Raw genomic sequence first — 21,361 nt, forward strand, 5'->3', positions numbered from 1 at the left:
CACAGGCGAATTTCTCGCTCCACGGAGTACCTCAGGTGTCTTCGTGCTGCCCGAAAACGGTTCGCCTCTGCTTTTTTTCGCGATTCGAGGAGGCTCTGGTGCACGGTACGGAGTTGGGTGGGTTCAGCGCGCGACCGCAGGAAGCGGAGGTCGCCGCCACGGCGTCGGCACCGTTCCCGCTGACACCGGCCCAGCTGGGAGTCTGGTACGCGCAGCTGCTCGACCCCGAGGTCCCGATCACCATCGCCCAGTACGTCGACATCACCGGTGAGCTGGATGCGGCTGTGCTGCAACAGGTCACGGCCGAGGCGGCGCACACCTACGGTTCCCCGCTGGTGCGCATCGGCGAATCCGACGGTGTCCCTTACCAGGTCGTCGACCACACCATCCCGGTCGAGAACGAGCTGCCGCTGATCGATCTGCGCCACCACGACGACCCCGTCGCCGCCGCCCACGAGTGGATGCGCGCGGAGTTCGGCGCGCCGCTGGACCTGCTCACCGACCGGCTGGTGGCGGGCGCGGTGCTGCGCGTCGGCGAGGACCGCTGGTTCTGGTACCTGCGCGGACACCACATCGTGCTCGACGGCTACGGCGCCTTCACCAATTCCCAGCGCATCGCCGAGCTCTACACCGCCCGCGTGCTCGGCACCGAGGCCAAGGCGGCGGCCCCGGGCGACCTGGCCGACCTCGTCGACGGCGAACAGCGCTACCGCGAGAGCACCCGCTTCGCCAACGACCGCGAGCACTGGGCCCAGCGCATCGCCGGCCTGGACAGCCCGACCAGCCTCGACAGCCGTACCGCGCCGCGCGCCGCGATCAACCTGGTGACCGGCGGCAGGCTCTCCGAGAAGCTGGTCGATCGGCTGGAAACCATTGCCGCCAGCGATGATTCGACCATCTCGGCGGTGCTGCTGGCCGCCTTCGCCGCCTACCTCGGCCGGCTCACCGACCGCCCGGACGCGGTGCTCAGCCTGCCCGTCACCGCGCGCACCACCGCGGTGATGCGCCGCTCGGCGGGCATGCTGTCCAATATCGTGCCGCTGCGCCTGCCCACCGGCGCCGCCGGGGCCCCCACCACCTGGGGCGAGCTGCTGCGCGCGGCCCGCGTCGAGGTGGCCGGCGCGCTGCGGCATCAGCGCTACCGCGCCGAGGACATCCGCCGCGACGCCGAGGACGACGGCCGCCCCGCCCGGCGCGCGCTGTTCGGCCCGCTCGCCAACTTCATGCTCTTCCGCAGCGACCTCACCCTCGGCACCACCACCGGCCGCTACCGGGTGCTGTCCACCGGCCCCATCGAGGACCTGAGCCTCAACGTCTACTACGGCGATCGCGATCGCGTACACGTCGACTTCGAGGCCAACCCGCACCTCTACGACGCCGATACCCTGGCCCGGCATCATTCCCGATTCCTCGGTTTCCTCGAGCGCCTCGCCGCCGCCGACCTGGACACCGCGATCGGCGCGATCGAAGTGGCGACCGAGCTGGAACTCCAGGTCAGCACCAAGATCTGGAACGCGACCGGTTTCGACGTCGCGGCCGCCCTGGCCGAGCGCGCGGTGGCGTCGGCGACGCTGCCCGCGCTGTTCGAGGCCCAGGTCGCCCGCACCCCCGACGACGTCGCCGTGCGGATGGCGGGCGAGGACGCCGCCACCCTGACCTACCGCGAGCTTTCCCAGCGGGTGAACCGGCTGGCCCGGCGTCTGCGCGCCGACGGCATCGGCCCCGAATCGCTGGTGGCGCTGAGCATTCGGCGCTCGCCGGAGCTGGTCGTCGCCATGTACGCGGTGCTCGCCGCCGGTGCGGCCTACGTGCCGATCGACCCCGATCACCCCGCTGAGCGGATCGCCCACATCCTGGCCACCGCCGCCCCGGCCGCCGTCCTGACCACCTCCCGCGACGGCGCGCCCGGCGCCGACGCGCTGCCGGTGCTGGCCGTGGACGCGCTCGAGCTGACCGACTACGCCGACACCCCGCTGACCGACGCCGACCGCACCGCGCCGCTGCGCCCCGGCCATCCCGCCTACGTCATCTTCACCTCCGGTTCGACCGGTCTGCCCAAGGGCGTCGCGGTCGAGCACGCCGCGATCGTCAACCGGCTGGTGTGGATGCAGCAGGCCTACCGGCTGTACGGCGTCGACGTGGTGCTGCAGAAGACCCCGATGACCTTCGACGTCTCGGTGTGGGAGTTCTTCTGGCCCTTGCAGATCGGCGCGACGTTGCTGCTCGCGGAGCCCGACGGGCACCGGGATCCCGGCTACCTGCGCGGCGTGATCGCCGAATACGGCGTCACGGTCGCGCATTTCGTGCCATCGATGCTGGAAGCCTTTCTCGCCCAGCAGGAGATCGCCGAGCACTCCTCGCTGCGACTGGTCTTCGCCTCGGGTGAGGCACTGCCCGCCGCCCTGGCGCAGCGGCTGCGGCTGCTCACCGGAGCGCGGCTGCACAACCTGTACGGTCCGACCGAGGCCGCCGTCGACGTCACCTTCCACGAGGTGAACGACGCGGACCGGACCACGGTGCCGATCGGCGCGCCGGTGTTCAACACCCGGCTCCATGTTCTCGACTCGCGGCTGCGGCCGGTACCGGTCGGGGCTCCGGGTGAGCTGTATCTGTCGGGGGTACAGCTCGCCCGGGGTTATGTCGGCAGGCCCGAACTGACGTCCGGGCGGTTCGTCGCCGACCTGGACGCGCCGGGCGAGCGGATGTACCGCACCGGCGACCTGGTCCGCTGGACCACCAACGGTGAACTGGAATACCTGGGCCGCACCGACTTCCAGGTGAAGCTGCGCGGTCTGCGGATCGAGCTCGGCGAGATCGAGGCCGTGCTCGAAGGCGTCGAGGGCGCGGTGCGCGCCGTCGTCGTCGTGCGTGGCGACGCGGGCGTCGGCGAACAGCTGGTCGCCTATGTGGTGGAGGCCGAGCCGGGCGCGGTCGCGGTGGAACTGCTGCGCGAGGCCGCGCTGCGCGCGCTGCCCGCGTACATGGTGCCCGCCGCGTTCGTACTGCTCGATGCCCTGCCGGTGAACGCCTCCGGCAAACTCGACCGCAAGGCGCTGCCCGCGCCCGCCCGCACCGTCGTCGCCTACGCCGAGCCCGCCGGGCCGGTGGAACAGACGGTGGCCAGGGTGTTCGGCGAGGTGCTCGGGATCGAGCGGATCGGCCGGGACGACGACTTCTTCGCCCTGGGCGGCAACAGCCTGGTGGCTACCCAGGTGGCGGCCCGGCTCGGCGCCGATCTCGGGATCCGGCTGGGGGTGCGCGATCTGTTCGGCGCGACCACCCCGGCCCGGTTGGCCGCCGCGGTCGCCGAGCGCGCCGACGTCGGCGTCACGGCCCAGCTGCCGGTGCTCGCGGCCGGACCGCGCCCCGCGCTGATCCCGCTTTCGCCCGCGCAGCAGCGGATCTGGTTCCTCAACCGCTTCGATCCGTCCGCGCCCGGCTACAACATGCCGTTCGTGGTCCGGATGCGCGGCGCCGCGAATCTGTCCGCGCTGGTCACCGCGCTGACCGCCGTCGTCGAACGGCACGAGGCGCTGCGCACCGTGTTCCCCGCGGTCGATGTGCCCGGCGGGGAGGTGGCCGAGCAGGTCGTGCGCGACGCCGGGATCGTCCGCATCGACGAGCCGACCACGGTCGACGTGGCCGAGCTCGACGCCGAACTCGCCCGATTCGCCGCCGCCGGTTTCGATCTGGAACACGAGGCGCCGTTCCGGGCGCGGATCTTCGTCGTCGCGGGCGATGCGGCGGGTGAGTGCGCGCTGGCCGTCGTGCTGCATCACATCGCGGCGGACGGTGTGTCGCTGCAGGTCCTGGCGCGCGACGTGCTTACCGCCTACCAGGCCGCGACCGCGCGGCTCACGCCCGGCTGGGCGCCGCTGAGCGTGCAGTACGCCGACTACGCCCTGTGGCAGCGCGAACTGCTCGGCTCGGAGACCGATCCGCAGTCGCTGGCCTCGCGCGAGATCGCCTTCTGGGAGCGGACACTGGCGGGCCTGCCGGATCAGCTGGAGTTGCCCTCGGCCCGGCCGCGACCGGTGACGCCGAGCATGCGCGGCGCCCGGACCGGCTTCACCATCGGCGCCGGCCTGCACCGGCAGCTGACCGAGCTGGCCAACGAGGCGGGCGCGTCGCTGTTCATGGTGCTGCACACCGCGCTGGCCGTGCTGCTGGCCCGGCTCAGCGGCACCAGCGACATCGCCATCGGCACCGGCGTCGCCGGCCGTGGTGACCGGGCGATCGACGATCTGATCGGCATGTTCGTCAACACGCTCGTGCTGCGCACCGAGATCGACCCCGCCGCGAGCTTCACCGCCGCGCTCGAGCACACCCGCGAAACCGATCTGGCCGCGTTCGCGCACGCCACCGTCCCGTTCGACCGGCTCGTCGACGTGGTCAACCCGGCGCGCTCGCAGGCCCGCCATCCGCTGTTCCAGGTGGCGCTGAACTTCCAGGCCGGGCTGGACACCCGCTTCGAGCTGGGCGGCACGCCGGTATCGGTGCACGAGATCGAACTCGACATCACCAAGTTCGACTTGCAGCTCACCCTCGACGAACGTCGCGGCGCCGCGGGCGAACCCGCGGGCATCGACGCCGTCGCCCTCTACGCCACCGACCTGTTCGACGACGCCGAGATCGTCGCGCTGGGCGCGCGGTTCGTGCGACTACTCGCCGCGGCCGTCGCCGCCCCCGCCACCGCGGTCGGTGACCTGCCGCTGCTGTCGCCAGCCGAGCACGCCCGCTTCACCGGTATGCGCGGTGCGCCCGTCACCGCCACCGGTCTGCTCCCCGACCTGTTCGCCGCCGCCGTCGCGGCCGGTCAGGACCGGATCGCGGTCACTGACGGCGATCGTGCCCTCACCTACCGCGAGCTCGACCGCGCGTCCTCGCGCCTGGCCAGGGTGCTGGTGGACGGGGGGGTCGGCCCCGACGACATCGTCGCGGTCGGGATTCCGCGCTCCGTCGAATCGGTGCTCGCCGTGTGGGCGATCGCCAAGGCCGGCGCGGCCTGGCTGCCCGTCGATCCGAGCTACCCGCTCGATCGGATCACCCATATGGTGACCGATTCCGGCGCGCGAGTGGGTCTTACGGTGTCCGAGGCGCAGTCCGCGCTGCCCGGCCCGACCGACTGGCTGGTGCTCGACGAGCTGAAGCTGATGGCCGAGTGCGCGGCGCGCTCCAGCGATCCGATCACCGACGCCGACCGGGTGCGGCCGCTGCGCCCCGCGCACCTGGCCTACGTCATCTACACCTCCGGCTCCACCGGCCTGCCCAAGGGCGTGCTGGTGACTCAGGCGGGCATCGCCGGTTTCGCCGCCGAGGAATCCGAGCGGATGTTCGGTACCGCCGACGCGCGGGTGCTGCAGGTCGGGTCGCCCTCGTTCGACATCTCGGTGATGGAGCTGCTGCTCGCGGTGAACTCGGCCGCCACCCTGGTGATCGCGCCGACGGGTCGTCACGTCGGCGCCGAACTGGCGCAGCTGCTGGCCGAGGAGAAGGTCACCCACGCGCTGATGACCCCCTCGGGTCTGGCCGTGCTCGATCCCGAACAGCTCGACGACCTGCGCATGGTGATGGTCGGCGGCGAAGCCTGCCCGCCGGACCTGGTCGCGCGCTGGACCGAGGGCTCGGTGTCCCGGGCGTTCGTGAACGCCTACGGCCCGTCCGAGACGACCGTCGCGACCAATATCAGCGCACCGCTCACGGCGGATTCGCCGCTGACGCTGGGTACGCCGCTGCGCGGCATCGCGCAGTGGGTGCTCGACGACCGGTTGCGGCCGGTGCCCGCCGGGGTCGCCGGTGAGCTGTACGTCGCCGGGGCCCAGGTGGCGCGCGGCTACCGTAGCCGGGCCGCGCTCACCGCGGGGCGCTTCGTCGCCTGCCCGTGGGAGCCGGGTGCGCGCATGTACCGCACCGGTGACCTGGTGCGCTGGACGGCCGACGGCACCCTGGAGTACCTGGGCCGCAACGACGACCAGGTGAAGCTGCGCGGCTTCCGGATCGAGCTCGGCGAGATCGAGGCGGCGCTGCTCGCCCAGCCGTCGGTGCGCCGCGCCGTGGTCCTGGTGCGGGCCGACGCGCATCGCGGTGATCAGCTGGTGGCCTACGTGGTGCCGAACCCCGAACCGGCCGTGCCGGATCTGGGCGCCGAACTCACCGCGACGCTGCGCGCCACCCTTGCCGCGCACATGGTCCCCTCGGCGTTCGTCGTGCTCGACGCGCTGCCGCTGACCCCGAACGGCAAGCTCGACCGCCGCGCGCTGCCCGCACCCGTCTTCGCCGCCCGCGCCTTCCGCGCGCCGGCCGAGGGCGCCGAGACCGTGGTGGCCGAGGTGTTCGGCGAGGTGCTCGGTCTCGCGCGGGTCGGCGCCGACGACGACTTCTTCGCCCTCGGCGGCAATTCGCTGGTCGCCACCCAGGTGGCTTCTCGCCTGGGTGCCGCGCTCGGCGTCACGGTCTCGCTGAAGACGCTGTTCGAGGCGCCGACCGTTACCGCCCTCGCGGCCGCGCTCGGCACGGCCGAGACCACCGCGACCCGGCCGCCGTTGGTGGCGGGCGAACGGCCGCAGCGCATTCCGCTGTCCTACGCGCAGCAGCGCATGTGGTTCCTCAACCAGTTCGACGCCGACTCGGTCGCCGACAATATCGCCGCCGCGATCCGGCTGACCGGCACCATCGACCATGCCGCCATGACCGCCGCGGTCGCCGCGGTCTTCGCTCGGCACGAGGCGCTGCGCACCCGCTACCCGGCGGTCGACGGCATCCCCTTCCAGCAGATCCTCGGCGCCGACCAGCTGACCATCACGCTCGAGCCCGAGACCATCGACCCGGCCACGCTCGACGACCGCGTGCGCGCCCTGGCCGGGGTGCCGTTCGCGGTGGACCAGGAACCGCCGGTGCGTCTGCGCCTGCTGCGCATCGGCGCCGACCAGCACGTGCTCGTGCTGGTGCTGCACCACATCGCCGCCGACGGCTGGTCGGTCGCGCCGCTGACCCGCGACGTGATGGTGGCCTACGCCGCCCACCTGGCCGGTGCCGCGCCGCGATGGACGCCGCTGCCCGTGCAGTACGCCGACTTCGCGCTGTGGCAGCGCGAAGCCCTCGGCGCCGAGGACGACCCGGACTCGCCGATGGCGCGCCAGATCGATTTCTGGACAACCGAACTCGCCGGACTGCCCGATGTGCTCGCGCTGCCCGCCGACCGCCCCCGCCCTGCCGTCGCCTCGGGCCGCGGCGCCCGGCACACCTTCGCGGTGCCCGCCGCGCTCACCGAGCGGCTGCGCGCCCTCGCCACCGATGCCCAGGCCTCGCTGTTCATGGTGCTGCACGCCGCGTTCGCCACCACCTTGGCGAAACTGTCCGGGCAGCAAGACATCTCGATCGGCACCCCGGTGGCCGGTCGTGGCGACCGGGCGCTCGACGAGCTCGTCGGCATGTTCGTCAACACCCTGGTGCTGCGTACCCGGATCGACCTCGCCGCCACCTTCGCCGACCTGGTCGGCACGGTGCGCGAGGGCGATCTGCGCGCGCTGGCCAACACCGACGTCACCTTCGACCGGCTGGTCGAGACGCTCAACCCCGAGCGCTCCACCGCCCGGCACCCGTTGTTCCAGGTGATGCTCGACTTCCAGAACAACTCCAGGACCGAGCTCGAACTGGCCGGGCTGACCGCCGCGGAGATCGAGATCGACACCCGCACGGCCAAATTCGACCTGCAGCTGACCCTGCGCGAGACCACCGACGGCCTGCTCGCCCGCTTCGAGTACGCGACCGACCTGTTCGACGCGCAGACCATCACAGATTTCGGTACCCGCCTGCTGCGGGTGCTGGAAACGGTGAGCGCCGATCCCAGCGTCGTGATCGGCGACATCGACCTGCTCGGCGCCGCGGAGCGCACCCGGATCCTCGAGACCTGGAACGCCACGGCGTACCCGGTCGACGAGACGATGACGCTGGTGTCGCTGTTCGCGGCGCAGGCGGCGCGTACCCCGGGTGCGACCGCGGTGACCTGCGCGGACGAATCGCTCACCTACGGCGAGTTCACCGAGCGGGTGAACCGCCTCGCCCGCCTGCTGATCTCGATCGGCGTGCGGCCCGACCGCACCGTGGCCCTCGGGATGCGCCGCTCGACCGACCTGATCGTGGCCATGTACGCCGTGCTCGCCGCCGGCGGCGCCTACGTGCCGCTGGACCCCGAGCACCCGGCCGAGCGCCTGGCGCACGTCATCGACGCCGCCGCGCCGGTGTGCGTGCTCACCCGCGCCGCCGACGAACTGGATCTCCCCGCGACGACGTCGGTCGCGGTGCTCGACCTCGAGCAGCTCGACACCACCGACTACCCGGCCGAACCGATCACCGACGCCGACCGGCTGGGCACCCTCACCCCGGCCCATGCCGCCTACTTGATCTTCACCTCCGGCTCGACCGGCAAGCCCAAGGGCGTCGTCGTCTCGCACGCCGCGATCGTCAACCGTCTGGTGTGGATGCAGGACGCCTACCGGCTCACCGCGGCCGACACGGTCCTGCAGAAGACCCCGGCGACGTTCGACGTGTCGGTGTGGGAGTTCTTCTGGCCCTTGCAGATCGGCGCCCGCCTGGTGCTCGCCCGGCCCGACGGGCATCGCGACCCGGCGTACCTGGCCGAGCTGATCGAGGCCGAGTCGGTCACCGTCGCCCACTTCGTGCCGTCGATGCTGTCGGTCTTCGTCGCGGCCCTCGACTCGGCACCGGCGGGTGCGCGGCGGTGCGCCTCGCTGCGCATGGTGTTCGCCTCCGGCGAGGCCCTGCCGCCCGCGCCCGCGCACCGGTTGCACGCCCTGACCGGCGCCACGGTGCACAACCTCTACGGTCCTACCGAAGCCGCCGTCGACGTCACCTTCCACGAGGTGACCGCCGCCGATGTCGTCTCGGTGCCGATCGGCGAGCCCGTCCACAACACGCGCGTCTACGTCCTCGACAGCAGGCTGCGACCGGTGCCGGTCGGCGTCCCCGGCGAGCTGTACCTGGCCGGCGCTCAACTGGCGCGGGGCTACGCGGGCCGGGTCGACCTGACCGCCGACCGTTTCGTCGCCGACCCGTTCGCCACGGGCGAGCGCATGTACCGCACCGGTGACCTGGTCGCCTGGACCGCGGTGTGCGAGAACGACGCGGCCGAGGGCCGTGCGTGGTCCCATTCCGCTACCGGTTCCGACCGCGTCGTGCGTGGCGAGCTGGAGTACCTGGGCCGCACCGACTTCCAGGTGAAGCTGCGTGGTCTGCGGATCGAGCTCGGCGAGATCGAGGCCGCGCTGGGCGCTCTGACCGAGGTCGGACAGGCGGCGGTCGTCGTCCGCGACGAGCTGCTGGTGGCCTATCTCGTGCCGGCCGCCGAGCTCGACGTCGACGGGGTGCGCGCGGCGCTGACCCGCACGCTCCCGGCCTACATGGTCCCGGCGGCCTTCGTCGAGCTGGCCGAGTTCCCGCTCAACGCCTCCGGCAAGCTCGACCGCAAGGCGCTGCCCGCGCCGGTGTTCGAGGCCGCGGTCTTCCGCGCCCCGGTCACCGAGGTGGAGCAGATCGTGGCGGCCACCTTCGCCGCGGTGCTCGGCTTCCCCGCCGACCGGGAAGTCGGCCTGGACGACGACTTCTTCGCCCTCGGCGGCAATTCGCTCAACGCCACCCAGGTGGCGGCCCGCCTCGGCGCCGCGCTCGACACCCAGGTCCCGGTGCGACTGCTCTTCGACGCGCCGACCGTGCTCGAGCTGGCCGCCCGCTGCGCCGCGCTGCGCGGCACCGGCAGGCGCGTCGAGCTCACCACTCGTGAACGGCCGCGGCGTATTCCGCTCTCCGCCGCGCAGCGCCGGATGTGGTTCCTCAACCGCTACCTGGCCGACGCCGACGGCTCCGGCGACGCCGTGAACAACATCCCGGTCGCTCTGCGGCTGACCGGCGAGCTCGATATCGTCGCGCTCGAAGCGGCCCTCGCCGATGTGATCGATCGGCACGAAACCCTGCGCACCAGCTACCCGGACGGCCCCGACGGCGCCGAACAACTGGTCGCCGACGCCGCGCATCTCACGCTGCGCGCCGAGCCGATCGGCGCGGGCGAGCTGCCCGCGCGCCTGCTGTCCTGCGCGGCGGTGCGGTTCGACCTCACCACCGAGATCCCGCTGCGCGCCACGCTGTTCGCGGTCGCCGAGGAGCACGTGCTCGTGCTGGTGGTGCACCACATCGCCGCCGACGGCTTCTCCCTCGGGCCGCTGGCCGCCGACCTGATGACCGCCTACGCCGCCCGCCGCGACGGCACCGCTCCCGACTGGGCGCCGCTGCCGGTCCAGTACGCGGACTACGCGCTCTGGCAGGACGAGAACCTCGGCGACGCGAGCGATCCCGACTCGCTCGCGCACGCGCAACTGGCGTTCTGGCGGCGCGGCCTGGCCGGTCTGCCCGAGCAGCTCGAGCTGCCGACCGACCGGCAGCGTCCGGCCGAATCCAGCTTCCGTGGCGGGGTGCACCGCTTCCAGATCGACTCCGATCTGCACAGCGAACTGCGCGAGCTGGCCCGCAAGCACGAGGCCACCCTGTTCAGCACCGTGCACGCCGCGCTGGCCGTGCTGCTGGCCCGCCTCTCCGGCGGTAGCGACATCGCCATCGGCACCCCGGTCGCCGGGCGCGGTGAGGCCGCCCTGGACGGGCTGATCGGCATGTTCGTCAACACCCTGGTGCTGCGCAGCCAGATCGACCCGCGCGCGGAGTTCGAGTCCACCCTCGACGCCGTCCGCGCCGGTGACCTCGACGCCCTCTCCCACGCGGACATCCCGTTCGAGCAGGTCGTCGACGCCGTCGACCCGGCGCGGGCGCGCAACCGCCACCCGCTGTTCCAGGTGGCGCTGGTCCTGCAGAACTTCACCGTGCCCGCGCTGACCGCGGCCGGGCTGCGCGTCGCACCGATCGACTTCGACGCCGCCGTGGCGAAGTTCGACCTGCAGTTCACCGTCACCGAATCCGGGGATGTCGACGGCCGCGCCGACGGCATGGCCATCGAAATCGCCTACGCCACCGACCTGTTCGACGCGGGCAGCATCGCCGTGCTGGCGCGCCGGTTCACCCAGGTGCTGGCCGCGGTGGTCGCCGATCCGACCGTGGTCGTCGGGGACATCCAGCTGCTCAGCGCCGAGGAGCAGCAGCGCATGCTGCACGACTGGGCCACCACCGGCGACGCGGTCGCCACCGGCGCCGAGACCATGCTCGACCGGTTCGCCGCCATCGCGGCGCGGCACCCGCACGCCGTCGCGGTGAAGGCCGAGGGCGCCACGCTCACCTACGGCGAGCTCGACGCCTGGTCCAACCGGCTGGCGCGGCGTCTCGTCGGCGCCGGCGTCGGCCCGGAAACCCTGGTGGCCGTGGCCCTTCCACGGTCGGTGGAACTGGCCGTCGCGCTGCTGGCGGTGCTCAAGGCGGGTGGCGGCTACCTGCCGATCGACCCCAACTACCCGGCCGACCGCATCGAGTACGTCCTCGACGACGCCCGCCCGCTGTGCGCGATCGCGAACGCGGACACCGGGCTGGCCCGCGACTGGTTCGGCGGACCGGTGATCGACCCCGCCGCCGAGAACCTCACCGGCTTCGCGGCCACGCCGCTGACGGCGGCGGACCGGCGCGCGCCACTGGTGCCCGCGAACACCGCGTACGTCATCTACACCTCCGGCTCCACCGGCCGCCCCAAGGGCGTGGTGATCCCGCACGCGAACGTGCTCGCGCTGCTGGACAACAGCGAGCGCCACTTCGGCTTCGGCCCGTCGGACGTGTGGACGATGTTCCACTCCTACGCCTTCGACTTCTCGGTGTGGGAGCTGTGGGGCGCGCTGCTGACCGGCGGCTCGATCGTGCTGGTCGACTACTTCACCTCGCGCTCGCCCGAGCAGTTCCGGGAGCTGCTGCTGGCCGAGCGGGTCACCGTGCTCAACCAGACGCCGTCGGCGTTCTACCAGCTCGTCGCCGCCGATCTGGCCGTCGCGCCCGGCGACTACGCCCTGCGCACGGTGATCTTCGGTGGTGAGGCGCTGGAACCGCAGCGGCTGGCCGGTTGGTTCGCTCGCTACCCGCGCTCGCCCCGGCTGGTGAACATGTACGGCATCACCGAGACCACGGTGCACGCCTCCTACCGGGAGATCACCCCGGAGACCGGTTCGGCCAGCGTCATCGGCGGTGCCCTCGCGGGACTGACCGTGCGCGTGCTGGATTCGCGCCTGCGGCCGGTGCCGGTCGGCGTGCCCGGCGAGATCTACGTCTCCGGAGCGCAATTGGCGCGCGGCTACCTGGCCAGGCCCGACCTGACCGCGAGCCGGTTCGTCGCCGACGCCTACGGCGCTCCCGGCAGCCTCGCCTACCGCTCGGGCGACCTGGCCCGCTGGACCGCCGACGGCGAGCTGGAGTACCTGGGCCGGGCCGATCAGCAGGTCAACCTGCGTGGGTTCCGGGTCGAGCTCGGTGAGATCGAGGCCGCGCTGCTCGCCAGCTCGGTCGCGCCGCGCGAGGTCGCGGTGCTGGTGCGCACCGACCTGGTCGACGAGCCGCGCATCGTGGCCTACCTGGTCGCCGGGCCGGAGACCGGCCGGGTGGACGCGGCCGCCATCCGCCAGGAACTGGCCCGCACGCTGCCCGAACACATGCTCCCGGCGGCGGTCGTCGCGGTCGAGCGGATTCCGCTGACCGTCAACGGCAAGCTGGACCGGGCCGCGTTGCCCGCGCCGGTCTTCGAGACCACCGTCTACCGCAAGCCGGCCACGGTCACCGAGGAGATCATCGCCGCGGTGTACGCCGAGGTGCTCGGCCGCACCCGCGCCGACGATCAGCCGGTCGGCGCCGACGACGACTTCTTCGCCCTCGGCGGCAGCTCGCTGCTCGCCGCCAAGGCGGTCGCCCGGATCGGCTCCGCGCTGGATCGCCGGGTCGGCGTGCGCGCGCTGTTCGAGACGCCGCGCGTCGGCGAGCTGGCCGCGGCGGTGGACGCCCAGGCGAAGGTCGACCGGCCCGCCCTGGTCGGCCGGGCCCGCCCCGAGCAGCTGCCGCTCTCGCCTGCCCAGCAGCGGATGTGGTTCCTCAACCGCTTCGATCGCGCCTCGGTGGCGTACAACATCCCGTTCGCGCTGCGGCTGTCCGGTGACCTCGATGTCGCCGCGCTGCGCGCGGCGGTGGCCGACCTGGTCGCCCGCCACGAATCGCTGCGCACGGTGTACCCGGAGGTCGACGGCGCGCCGGTGCAGTCGATCACCCCCGCCGCGCAGGCGATTCCGGAACTCGACCCGATCGTGGTGACCGAGGCCGACCTGCCCGGCGCGATCGCCGACCTGGCCGCTACCACCTTCGACGTCACCGCCGAGATCCCGGTGCGGCTGCGGCTGTTCCAGGTGGGCGCCGCCGAGCCCGCCGCGTCCGCCGGACCGGCCACGGGTGAATTCGTGCTCGCCGCCGTCCTGCACCACATCGCGGCCGACGGTTCCTCGATCGCGCCGTTCGTCGCCGACCTGATGCGCGCCTACACCGCGCGCCTGGCCGACACCGCGCCCTGCTGGGCGCCGCCTGCGGTGCAGTTCGCCGACTACGCGCTGTGGCAGCGGGAACTGCTCGGCGACGAGGCCGACCCGGAGTCGGTCGCGGCCCAGCAGGTCGGCTACTGGCGTACCCAGCTGGCCGGACTGCCCGACCAGCTGACCCTGCCGACCGACCGGCCCCGCCCGGCCCGGCAGAGCCTGCGCGGCGACAAGGTGAGCTTCACCGTCGACGCCGACCTGCACGCCGCCCTGGTCGCCCTCGGCCGGGGGAACGGCGCCACGCTGTTCATGGTGGTGCACGCGGCCTTCGCCGCCCTGCTGGCCCGGCTCTCCGGGACCGCCGACATCGCCGTCGGCACCCCGAACGCGGGCCGTGGCGAGGCCGAACTCGACGAGGTCATCGGCATGTTCGTCAACACGCTGGTGCTGCGCACCCCGGTCGCGGGCGACGCGCCGTTCACCGACCTGCTCGCCGCCGCCCGTGCCGCCGACATCGCCGCGTTCTCGCACGCCGACGTCCCGTTCGAGCGCCTGGTCGAGGTGCTCAACCCGGCCCGCTCCACCGCCCGGCACCCGCTGTTCCAGGTCGGCTACTCGTTCCAGAACCATGAGCGCGGACAGCTCGAGCTGCCCGGCCTGACCGTCTCGGACCTCGAATTCGATTCCGGCGTGGCCCAATTCGACCTGCACCTGTTCGCCCTCGACCACTACACGGCCGACGGCGCGCCCGCGGGCATCGAGATGGCGCTCGGCTACGCGAGCGACCTGTTCGACGCGGGCACGGCCGAGCGGTTCGCCACCCAGCTGCGCCGCATCCTCGAATCCGTCACCGTCGCACCGGACACCGTGGTCGGCGACCTCGACCTGCTCGGCGCCGACCGCGGCCTGCTGCTCGACACCTGGAATGCCACCGCGCATCCGGTGGCGGCGGTCACCCTGGCCGAGCTCGGCGCGCGCCAGGCGGCCGCCACCCCCGGCGCGCCTGCCCTGGTCGACGCCGAGACCGGCACCTCGCTGGACTACGCGGCCTTCGACGCCAGGGTCAACCGGATCGCCCGGCTGCTGATCGCCGAGGGCGTCGGCCCGGAGCGCACGGTGGTGCTGGCCATGCGGCGCGGGCTCGACCTCGTGATCGCCATGCACGCCGTGGTGCGGGCGGGTGGCGCGTACGTGCCGATCGACCCCGATCATCCGGTCGACCGGATCGCCTACATCGTGGCGACCGCCGCGCCGCTGTGCGTGCTCACCACGGCCGCCGACGGCCTGCCGGTCGCCGTGGACGTGCCCGTCTTCGAGCTGGATCACCAAGCGCTGGAAGAGCTTTCCGACGCACCGGTGGATGATGCCGAGCGCATCGCCCCCCTGCGTCCCGCCCATCCCGCCTACCTCATCTTCACCTCCGGCTCGACCGGTCAGCCCAAGGGCGTCGCCGTGCCGCACGCGGCGATCGTCAACCAGCTGGCCTGGCTGCACGACCGCTTCGCCATGACCGGCGCGGACCGGGTGCTGCTCAAGACGCCTGCCACCTTCGACCTGTCGGTCTGGGAGTTCTGGTCACCGCTGACCTGCGGCGGCGCGCTGATCGTCACTCGCCCCGGCGACGAACGCGATCCGGATCGCCTGCGCGACACCATGACCCGCTACGGCGTCACCGTGCTGCACGCGGTGCCGTCACTGGTCGGCATGCTGCTGGCCGCCGAGGCCACACCCGCGCTGCCGGAGTCGCTGCGCGCGGTCCTGGCCATCGGCGAGGCGCTGCCCGCCGCCACGGCCGCCCAGTTCCTGGCCTGCGGCACCGGCGCACGTCTGCACAACCTGTACGGGCCGACCGAGGCGGCGGTGTCCATCACCGAATACGCGGTGGCCCGGGACCTCTCGCATGTCGTGCCGATCGGGACGCCCGCCTGGAACAGCGCGCTCTACGTGCTCGACGCCCGGCTGCGCCCCGTTCCCGTCGGGGTCGCGGGCGAGCTGTACCTGGCCGGTGACCAACTCGCCCGCGGCTACCACGGCCGCCGGGCGCTGACCGCCGACCGTTTCGTCGCCAACCCCTTCGCTCCGCCGGCCGCCGAAACAGCTGCCCGTGGCGTGCCGACCCGGGCCGGAGCCGCCGGGGGTGCCCGGATGTACCGCACCGGTGACATCGTCCGGTGGCGCGCGGACGGCACCCTCGAGTACCTCGAGCGCGCCGACTTCCAGGTGAAGATCGGTGGCTTCCGGATCGAGCTCGGCGAGGTCGAGACCGCGCTGCTGCGGTGCGCCGGCGTGCGCGCGGCGGTGGCCGTCGCCAGGACCGACGAACGGGCCGGGGCGCGGTTGATCGCCTACGCCGCGGTCGCCGACCTCACCCCCGGCGACGAGCAGGCCGTGGCGGCCGAACTGCGCGGCGAGCTCGCCGCCGAACTGCCCGCCTACATGGTGCCCGCGGCCCTGGTCGTGCTGGAGTCTTTGCCGCTCAACGCCAATGGCAAGGTCGACCGGTCCCGACTGCCGGAGCCGGAGTTCGGTGAGGCGGTCTTCCGCGCGCCGGTCACCGCGACCGAGCAACTGGTCGCGCGGACCTTCGCCGAGGTGATCGGCTGCGCGAGCGCCGGCCTGGACGACGACTTCTTCGCCCTCGGCGGCAACTCGCTGATGGCGACCAGGCTGGCCGCCCGGCTCGGCGCCGCGCTCGGCGCCCAGGTGCCGGTGGCCGAGGTGTTCGACGCCCCGACCGTGGCCGCGCTGGCCGAGCGGCTCGGCGGCCTGGATCGCTCGGCCGCCCGTCCGCCGCTGACCCGGCGCGCCGGCGACGGACCCGCCGTGCTCTCGCCCGCGCAGCAACGCATGTGGGTCCTGCACCAGCTGGCGCCGCAGTCGGCGGCCTATCACATCCCGGCCGCCATCCGGCTCACCGGCCGGCTCGACCTGCCCGCCCTGCAATCGGCGGTCGGCGACCTGCTGTCGCGGCACGACACCCTGCGCACCCGCTACCCCGACACGGCGGCAGGTCCGGTCCAGCAGGTGATGCCCGCCTGGTCGGCCGCGGTCGAACTGACCCCGATCCCGGTCGCCGCCGAGGACGTCGAGGCCCGGATCACCGCCCTGGTGGCCCAGCCGTTCGACATCACCGCCGCGCCGCCGGTGCGGGTGGCGCTCTACGGTCTCGGCCCGGACGATCACGTGCTCGTCGTCGTGGTGCATCACATCAGCGCCGACGGCTACTCGATAGCTCCGCTCACCCGGGATCTGGTGCGCGCCTATGTCGATCGCAGCGAAGGCCGCGCGCCCGGCTGGGCACCACTGGAGATCCAGTACGGCGATTTCAGCGCCTGGCAGCACGAGCTGCTCGGCACCGAAGCCGACCCGGACAGCGTGCTCACCCAGCAGCTGACCTACTGGACCAGGGAACTGTCCGGCGCGCCCGAACTGCTCGCCCTGCCCACCGACCGCCCCCGCGCCACCCGGCGCGAGATGCGCGGCGCGGCAGAGCGGTTCGAGATCGACGCGGCGCTGACCCGGCGCCTCGACGAGATCGCCCGCGAGCACGGCACGACGCTGTTCACGCTGGTGCACAGCGCGCTGGCGGTGCTACTGGCCAAGCAGTCCGGCAGCGCCGACATCACCATCGGCGCCCCGGTGGCCGGTCGCGGTGCCCGCGAACTCGACGATCTGGTCGGCATGTTCGTCAACACCGTCGTGCTGCGCACCGAGGTCGACTCGCGGGCGCCGTTCACCGAGCTGCTGGCCCAGGCCAGGCGGCGCGACCTCGCCGCCCTCGCCCACGCCGACGTGCCGTTCGAGCAGGTCGTCGATGCCCTGGGCCGGACCCGTTCGGGCGCCTACACCCCGCTGTTCCAGGTGATGCTCACCTTCCAGAACATGCCGCCCGGTGGCATCGAACTGCCCGGCCTGCACGTGCGGATCCTGGACCCCGGGCTCGGCGAGGCCAAGTTCGACCTGCACCTGACCGCCCTGCAGCGCTACGACGCGGCCGGTGCGCTCGACGGGCTGGACGTGCACTTCGGTTACGCCACCGACCTTTTCGACGCTTCGACCGTCCGGATACTGGCCGAGCGGTTCCGCAAGGTCCTCGCGGCCGTCGCGGCCGACCCGGCCGTACCCGTGCGGGCGATCGACGTGCGCACCGACGCGGAGAAGACCCCGCGTCCGCGTACCTACACCATTGCCGATCTGCCGGGCCTCGTCGGCTCGGCGGCCCGGCTCGCGCCGGCGACCGTGGCATTCGCCCACGGCGAGCACGCCATCTCGTTCGAAGCGCTCGACGCCAAGCTCACCGCGGTGCGCAAGGCGATGGGCGCCGCGATGAAACCCGAAGCGCTGGTGAACGTCGCGCTGGCCGGGCTGGTGCCCGGCGTGCTCGCCGCACTCGGCGCGTCCGGACTCACCACCACTTTGCAAACACTGGTGACCGATGCCGCCGCGGTGATCGCCGGGTCGGGGTCGGCTGACGACTCGGAAGGACAACTCTGATGTCGCACACGGATTCGGTCACGGCGGCTGTCTCGCTCGACGCGCTGCTGCGTGACCAGGCGGACGAGCGCAGGCGTGATCCCGCCACGTTGCTCGCCGCCTTCACCACCCAGATCCGCCAGGATCCCGACGCCGTCGCGGTGCGTGACGGCGTGACCGAGCTCAGCTACGGCGAGCTCGGCGCACGGGTCGACGCGCTGGCGGTCTGCCTGGCCGCCCGCGGTGTCGGGCCGGAGACCACGGTCGCGGTGTCGTTGCCGCGATCGGTCGACCTGGTCGTCGCGGTGCACGCGGTGATCGCCGCGGGCGGCGCGTTCGTCCTGCTCGACCCCGACGCCCCCGCCGACGTGCGGCAGCGCACGGTCGCCCTCGCCGCGCCCGTGCTGGTGATCACCGCGCCGGAGGTGCCCCACCCGACCGGTGTCCCGGTCCTGGGCATCGACGCCGAACCCACCGTCGATCTCGTCGCCGACGACCTACCCGGTCCGGGTGCGGACAACCCGGCCTACCTGGTCGTCGACGTAGCGGGCGCGAGCGCGGTCGTCGTCGGACACCGGGCCGCACAAGCGAATTCGGTCTGGCGGCAGCGGCTGTGCGGTCTCGGCGCCGGCGACGCGGTGCTCTGGCACGCGCCGCTGGGCACGCAGGCCACGGTGGGGGAGCTGCTGCTGGCCCTGCAGACCGGCGCCACCCTGGTGCTCCCGACCAGCGACTCCCTGGCGCGTTCGATCGCCGACACCGGCGCCACCGCGGCGTGCTTCGACCCCGACCAGCTCGCCGCGCTGGCCGCGCTGCCCGACGCCGAGGCACGCCTCGACTCGCTGCGGATCGTCCTGAGCTGCGGCGCACCACTGCCCGCCAAGACCGCGGCCGCCCTGCGCGCGGTGAGCGGCGCGACGCTGTGGCACGTCTACGGCAGGCCGGAGACCGCGGGCGAGGTCGTCGCGCACGAGGTGACCGGCGCCGACCTCGAATCGGTCCCGCTCGGCTCGGCCGCCGACGACGTCGAGCTGCTGATCCTCGACGAGCACCTGTGCCCGGTGCCCGACGGTGAAGTCGGCGAACTCTATGTCTCCGGTGTGCAATTGGCGCGCGGCTACCTCGGCAGGCAGGCCACCGCCGCCACCTTCCTGGCCAACCCGATCGGCCCGGTCGACGACCGCATGTTCGCCACCGGCGACCTCGTGCGGCGCAGGCCGCCCGGCGACGGCTGGACGGCCGAACTCGAATTCGTCGGCCGCGTCGACGCCGAGGAGGTGAGCACGGCGCCGCAGGGCGGACTGCCCGGGGAACTGCTGCTCGACGAGTTCGAAGCGCAGGCCGCCGCCACCCCTTTCGACCCCGCGGTCGTGCACGCCCCGAGCACGGGCGGCGCGGCCTCGATCATCACCTACGGTGACCTGGACCGGCGCACCAACCAGCTGGCCCGGCACTTGACCGCGCTCGGCATCGGCCCGGAATCGGCGGTGCTGGTGGATGTCCCGCGCTCGGTCGAGCTGGTGGTGGCGATGTACGCCGTGCTCAAGGCGGGCGGTGCCGTGGTGCCCGTCGACACCGCGACCAGTCCCGCCGTGCTGCCGCCGGTCGCGAGTCCCGCGCTGGTGCTGACCGTGCGCTCGCGCGATCACGGTGCGGTGTACGACATTCCGGCCGTCGTCATCGACGACGTGCCGCTCGCCGACTACTCCGACGAGCCGATCGCCCGCGCCGAGCGCCGGACCCCCGTACTGCCGGAGCACCCGGCGTTCGTGCTGTACCCGCCGGGGGCTACGCAGGGCATCACCATCAGCCACATCGCGGCCGTGCACCGGTTGACCGGCATGCAGGGCAGGCACGGCTTCACCGGTCGTGACGTCTACCTGCATCAGGCCGCCATCGGCGAGGTGACCGAGTGGCACGGCTACGTGCTGCCGTTGCGGGTCGGCGCCACCGTCGTCCTCACCGAACCGCCCGATCCGGTGCGGTTAGCGCGTCTGGTCGCCGACTACGGCGTCACCGCCGCCGATTTCACCCCGCCGCGGCTGGCCGCGTTCACCGACCACGTCCACCGCGCCGGCCTGCGCGCGCAGATCGGCTCGCTGCGCAGCGTCGTCGTCCTCGGCGCGCCGCTCAGCGCGGCGCAGGTGCGGGCTTTCGGCGCGGTGACCAGCGCCCGGCTGCACCACGATTACGGCAGGGCCGAGGCCACCGTCACCCTCACCTATCCCGCCGCGCCCGGCGCGGACACCCCCGAACCGCAGGCCGTGCGGGTGCGGGAATGGAACCGCCGGGTCTACGTGCTCGACGCGCGGCTGCGCCCGGCCAGCCCCGGTGTGGCCGGCGAGCTGTACCTGTCCGGCGCGCAACTGGCCCGCGGCTATCGCGACGATCCGCGCGGCACCTCGGACCGGTTCGTCGCCAATCCGTTCGGCATCCCGGGGGAGCGGATGTTCCGCACCGGGGAGCTGGCGCGCTGGGAGATCGACGGCACCAGCGCCGCGCTCGTTCGTCTCGGCACCGTGGGCGCGGCGACCGTGGGCGCGCTGGAATCGCTGCTCGGGCGCGGGGCGAGCATGCGGGCCAGGATCGGCGCCGGGATCGGCGCGCGGATCACCGAACTCTCGCGCAGACACGCGGTTCCGCCGTTCGCGGTGGTCCGGGCCGCGATGACGGTGCTGCTGGCCTGGCAGGCGGGCACGGCCGTCGCGGGCGCGACCACCCTGTCCGAGATCCTGTGCGCCGAACCCGATCCCGTGGTGTCCTCGGCCACCGCGGCGACCAGTGAGTCGTGCGCGCTGTCCGGGCCGCTCGGCGCGGTGACGCTGAGCTATCTCGACACCGGCGCCGAGGCGTTCGGCGTTCCCGGCCTCGAACTCACCGCCCTGCGTTTCGACGGATCGACGGTGGCCGACGGCGTGCACTTCATCGTCTCCACGCACGCCGACCCCGACGGCAATCTCGGCCTCGAACTGGAATACAGCACAGACCGTTTCGACGATCACGCCGCGGCTGCCCTGCTGCGCCGCTTCTCCCGCGCCCTGGGGCTGCTCACCGGCGACCCCGATGCCCCGAGCGACTCGTTCGACCTGCGCACCCCCGCCGAGCGCGCCGCGAGCTGACCCCCACCCCCTCAGGAAGGCAATCCGATGAGCAATCCGTTCGACGATGAGAACGCCCAGTTCTACGTCTTGGTCAACGCCGAGGGGGAACACTCCCTCTGGCCCACCTTCGCCGCCGTCCCCGGTGGCTGGACCGTCGCCTTCGGCGCCGCCACCCGCACCTCCTGTCTTCAGTACGTCGAATCCCATTGGCTCGACATGCGTCCCAACTCCCTGATCGCCGCGATGGCCAACGAGGGCTGACCTCGCCCTACGTACAGT

At 72.9% G+C, this 21,361-nt stretch carries 3 protein-coding genes; all 3 read left to right on the plus strand.

Annotated elements, in window-relative coordinates; translation table 11 throughout:
* The first annotated feature begins 98 nt into the window (after positions 1-98).
* Genes ACIO52_RS01945 through ACIO52_RS01955 form a run of 3 tightly spaced genes read left to right on the plus strand, consistent with a single transcriptional unit; the run spans position 99 to position 21,343 of the window.
* Complete coding sequence (locus ACIO52_RS01945; protein WP_402640785.1) at positions 99-18,002, plus strand: non-ribosomal peptide synthase/polyketide synthase; 17,904 nt, start codon at positions 99-101, stop codon at positions 18,000-18,002.
* Positions 18,002-21,100 (plus strand): AMP-binding protein, encoded by a 3,099-nt coding sequence (locus ACIO52_RS01950; protein ID WP_218719667.1) that lies wholly within the window; start codon positions 18,002-18,004, stop codon positions 21,098-21,100. Before ACIO52_RS01945 ends, ACIO52_RS01950 begins: the two co-directional genes overlap by 1 nt.
* Positions 21,101-21,127: 27 nt before the next feature.
* Positions 21,128-21,343 carry an MbtH family protein gene (locus ACIO52_RS01955; RefSeq protein WP_218719668.1) on the plus strand — a complete coding sequence of 72 codons (216 nt, stop codon included), beginning with the start codon at positions 21,128-21,130 and terminating at the stop codon, positions 21,341-21,343.
* Positions 21,344-21,361: the final 18 nt, after the last annotated feature.

Origin of the sequence: Nocardia sp. NPDC087230, from assembly GCF_044744725.1 — a bacterium.
Classification (GTDB): domain Bacteria; phylum Actinomycetota; class Actinomycetes; order Mycobacteriales; family Mycobacteriaceae; genus Nocardia; species Nocardia canadensis.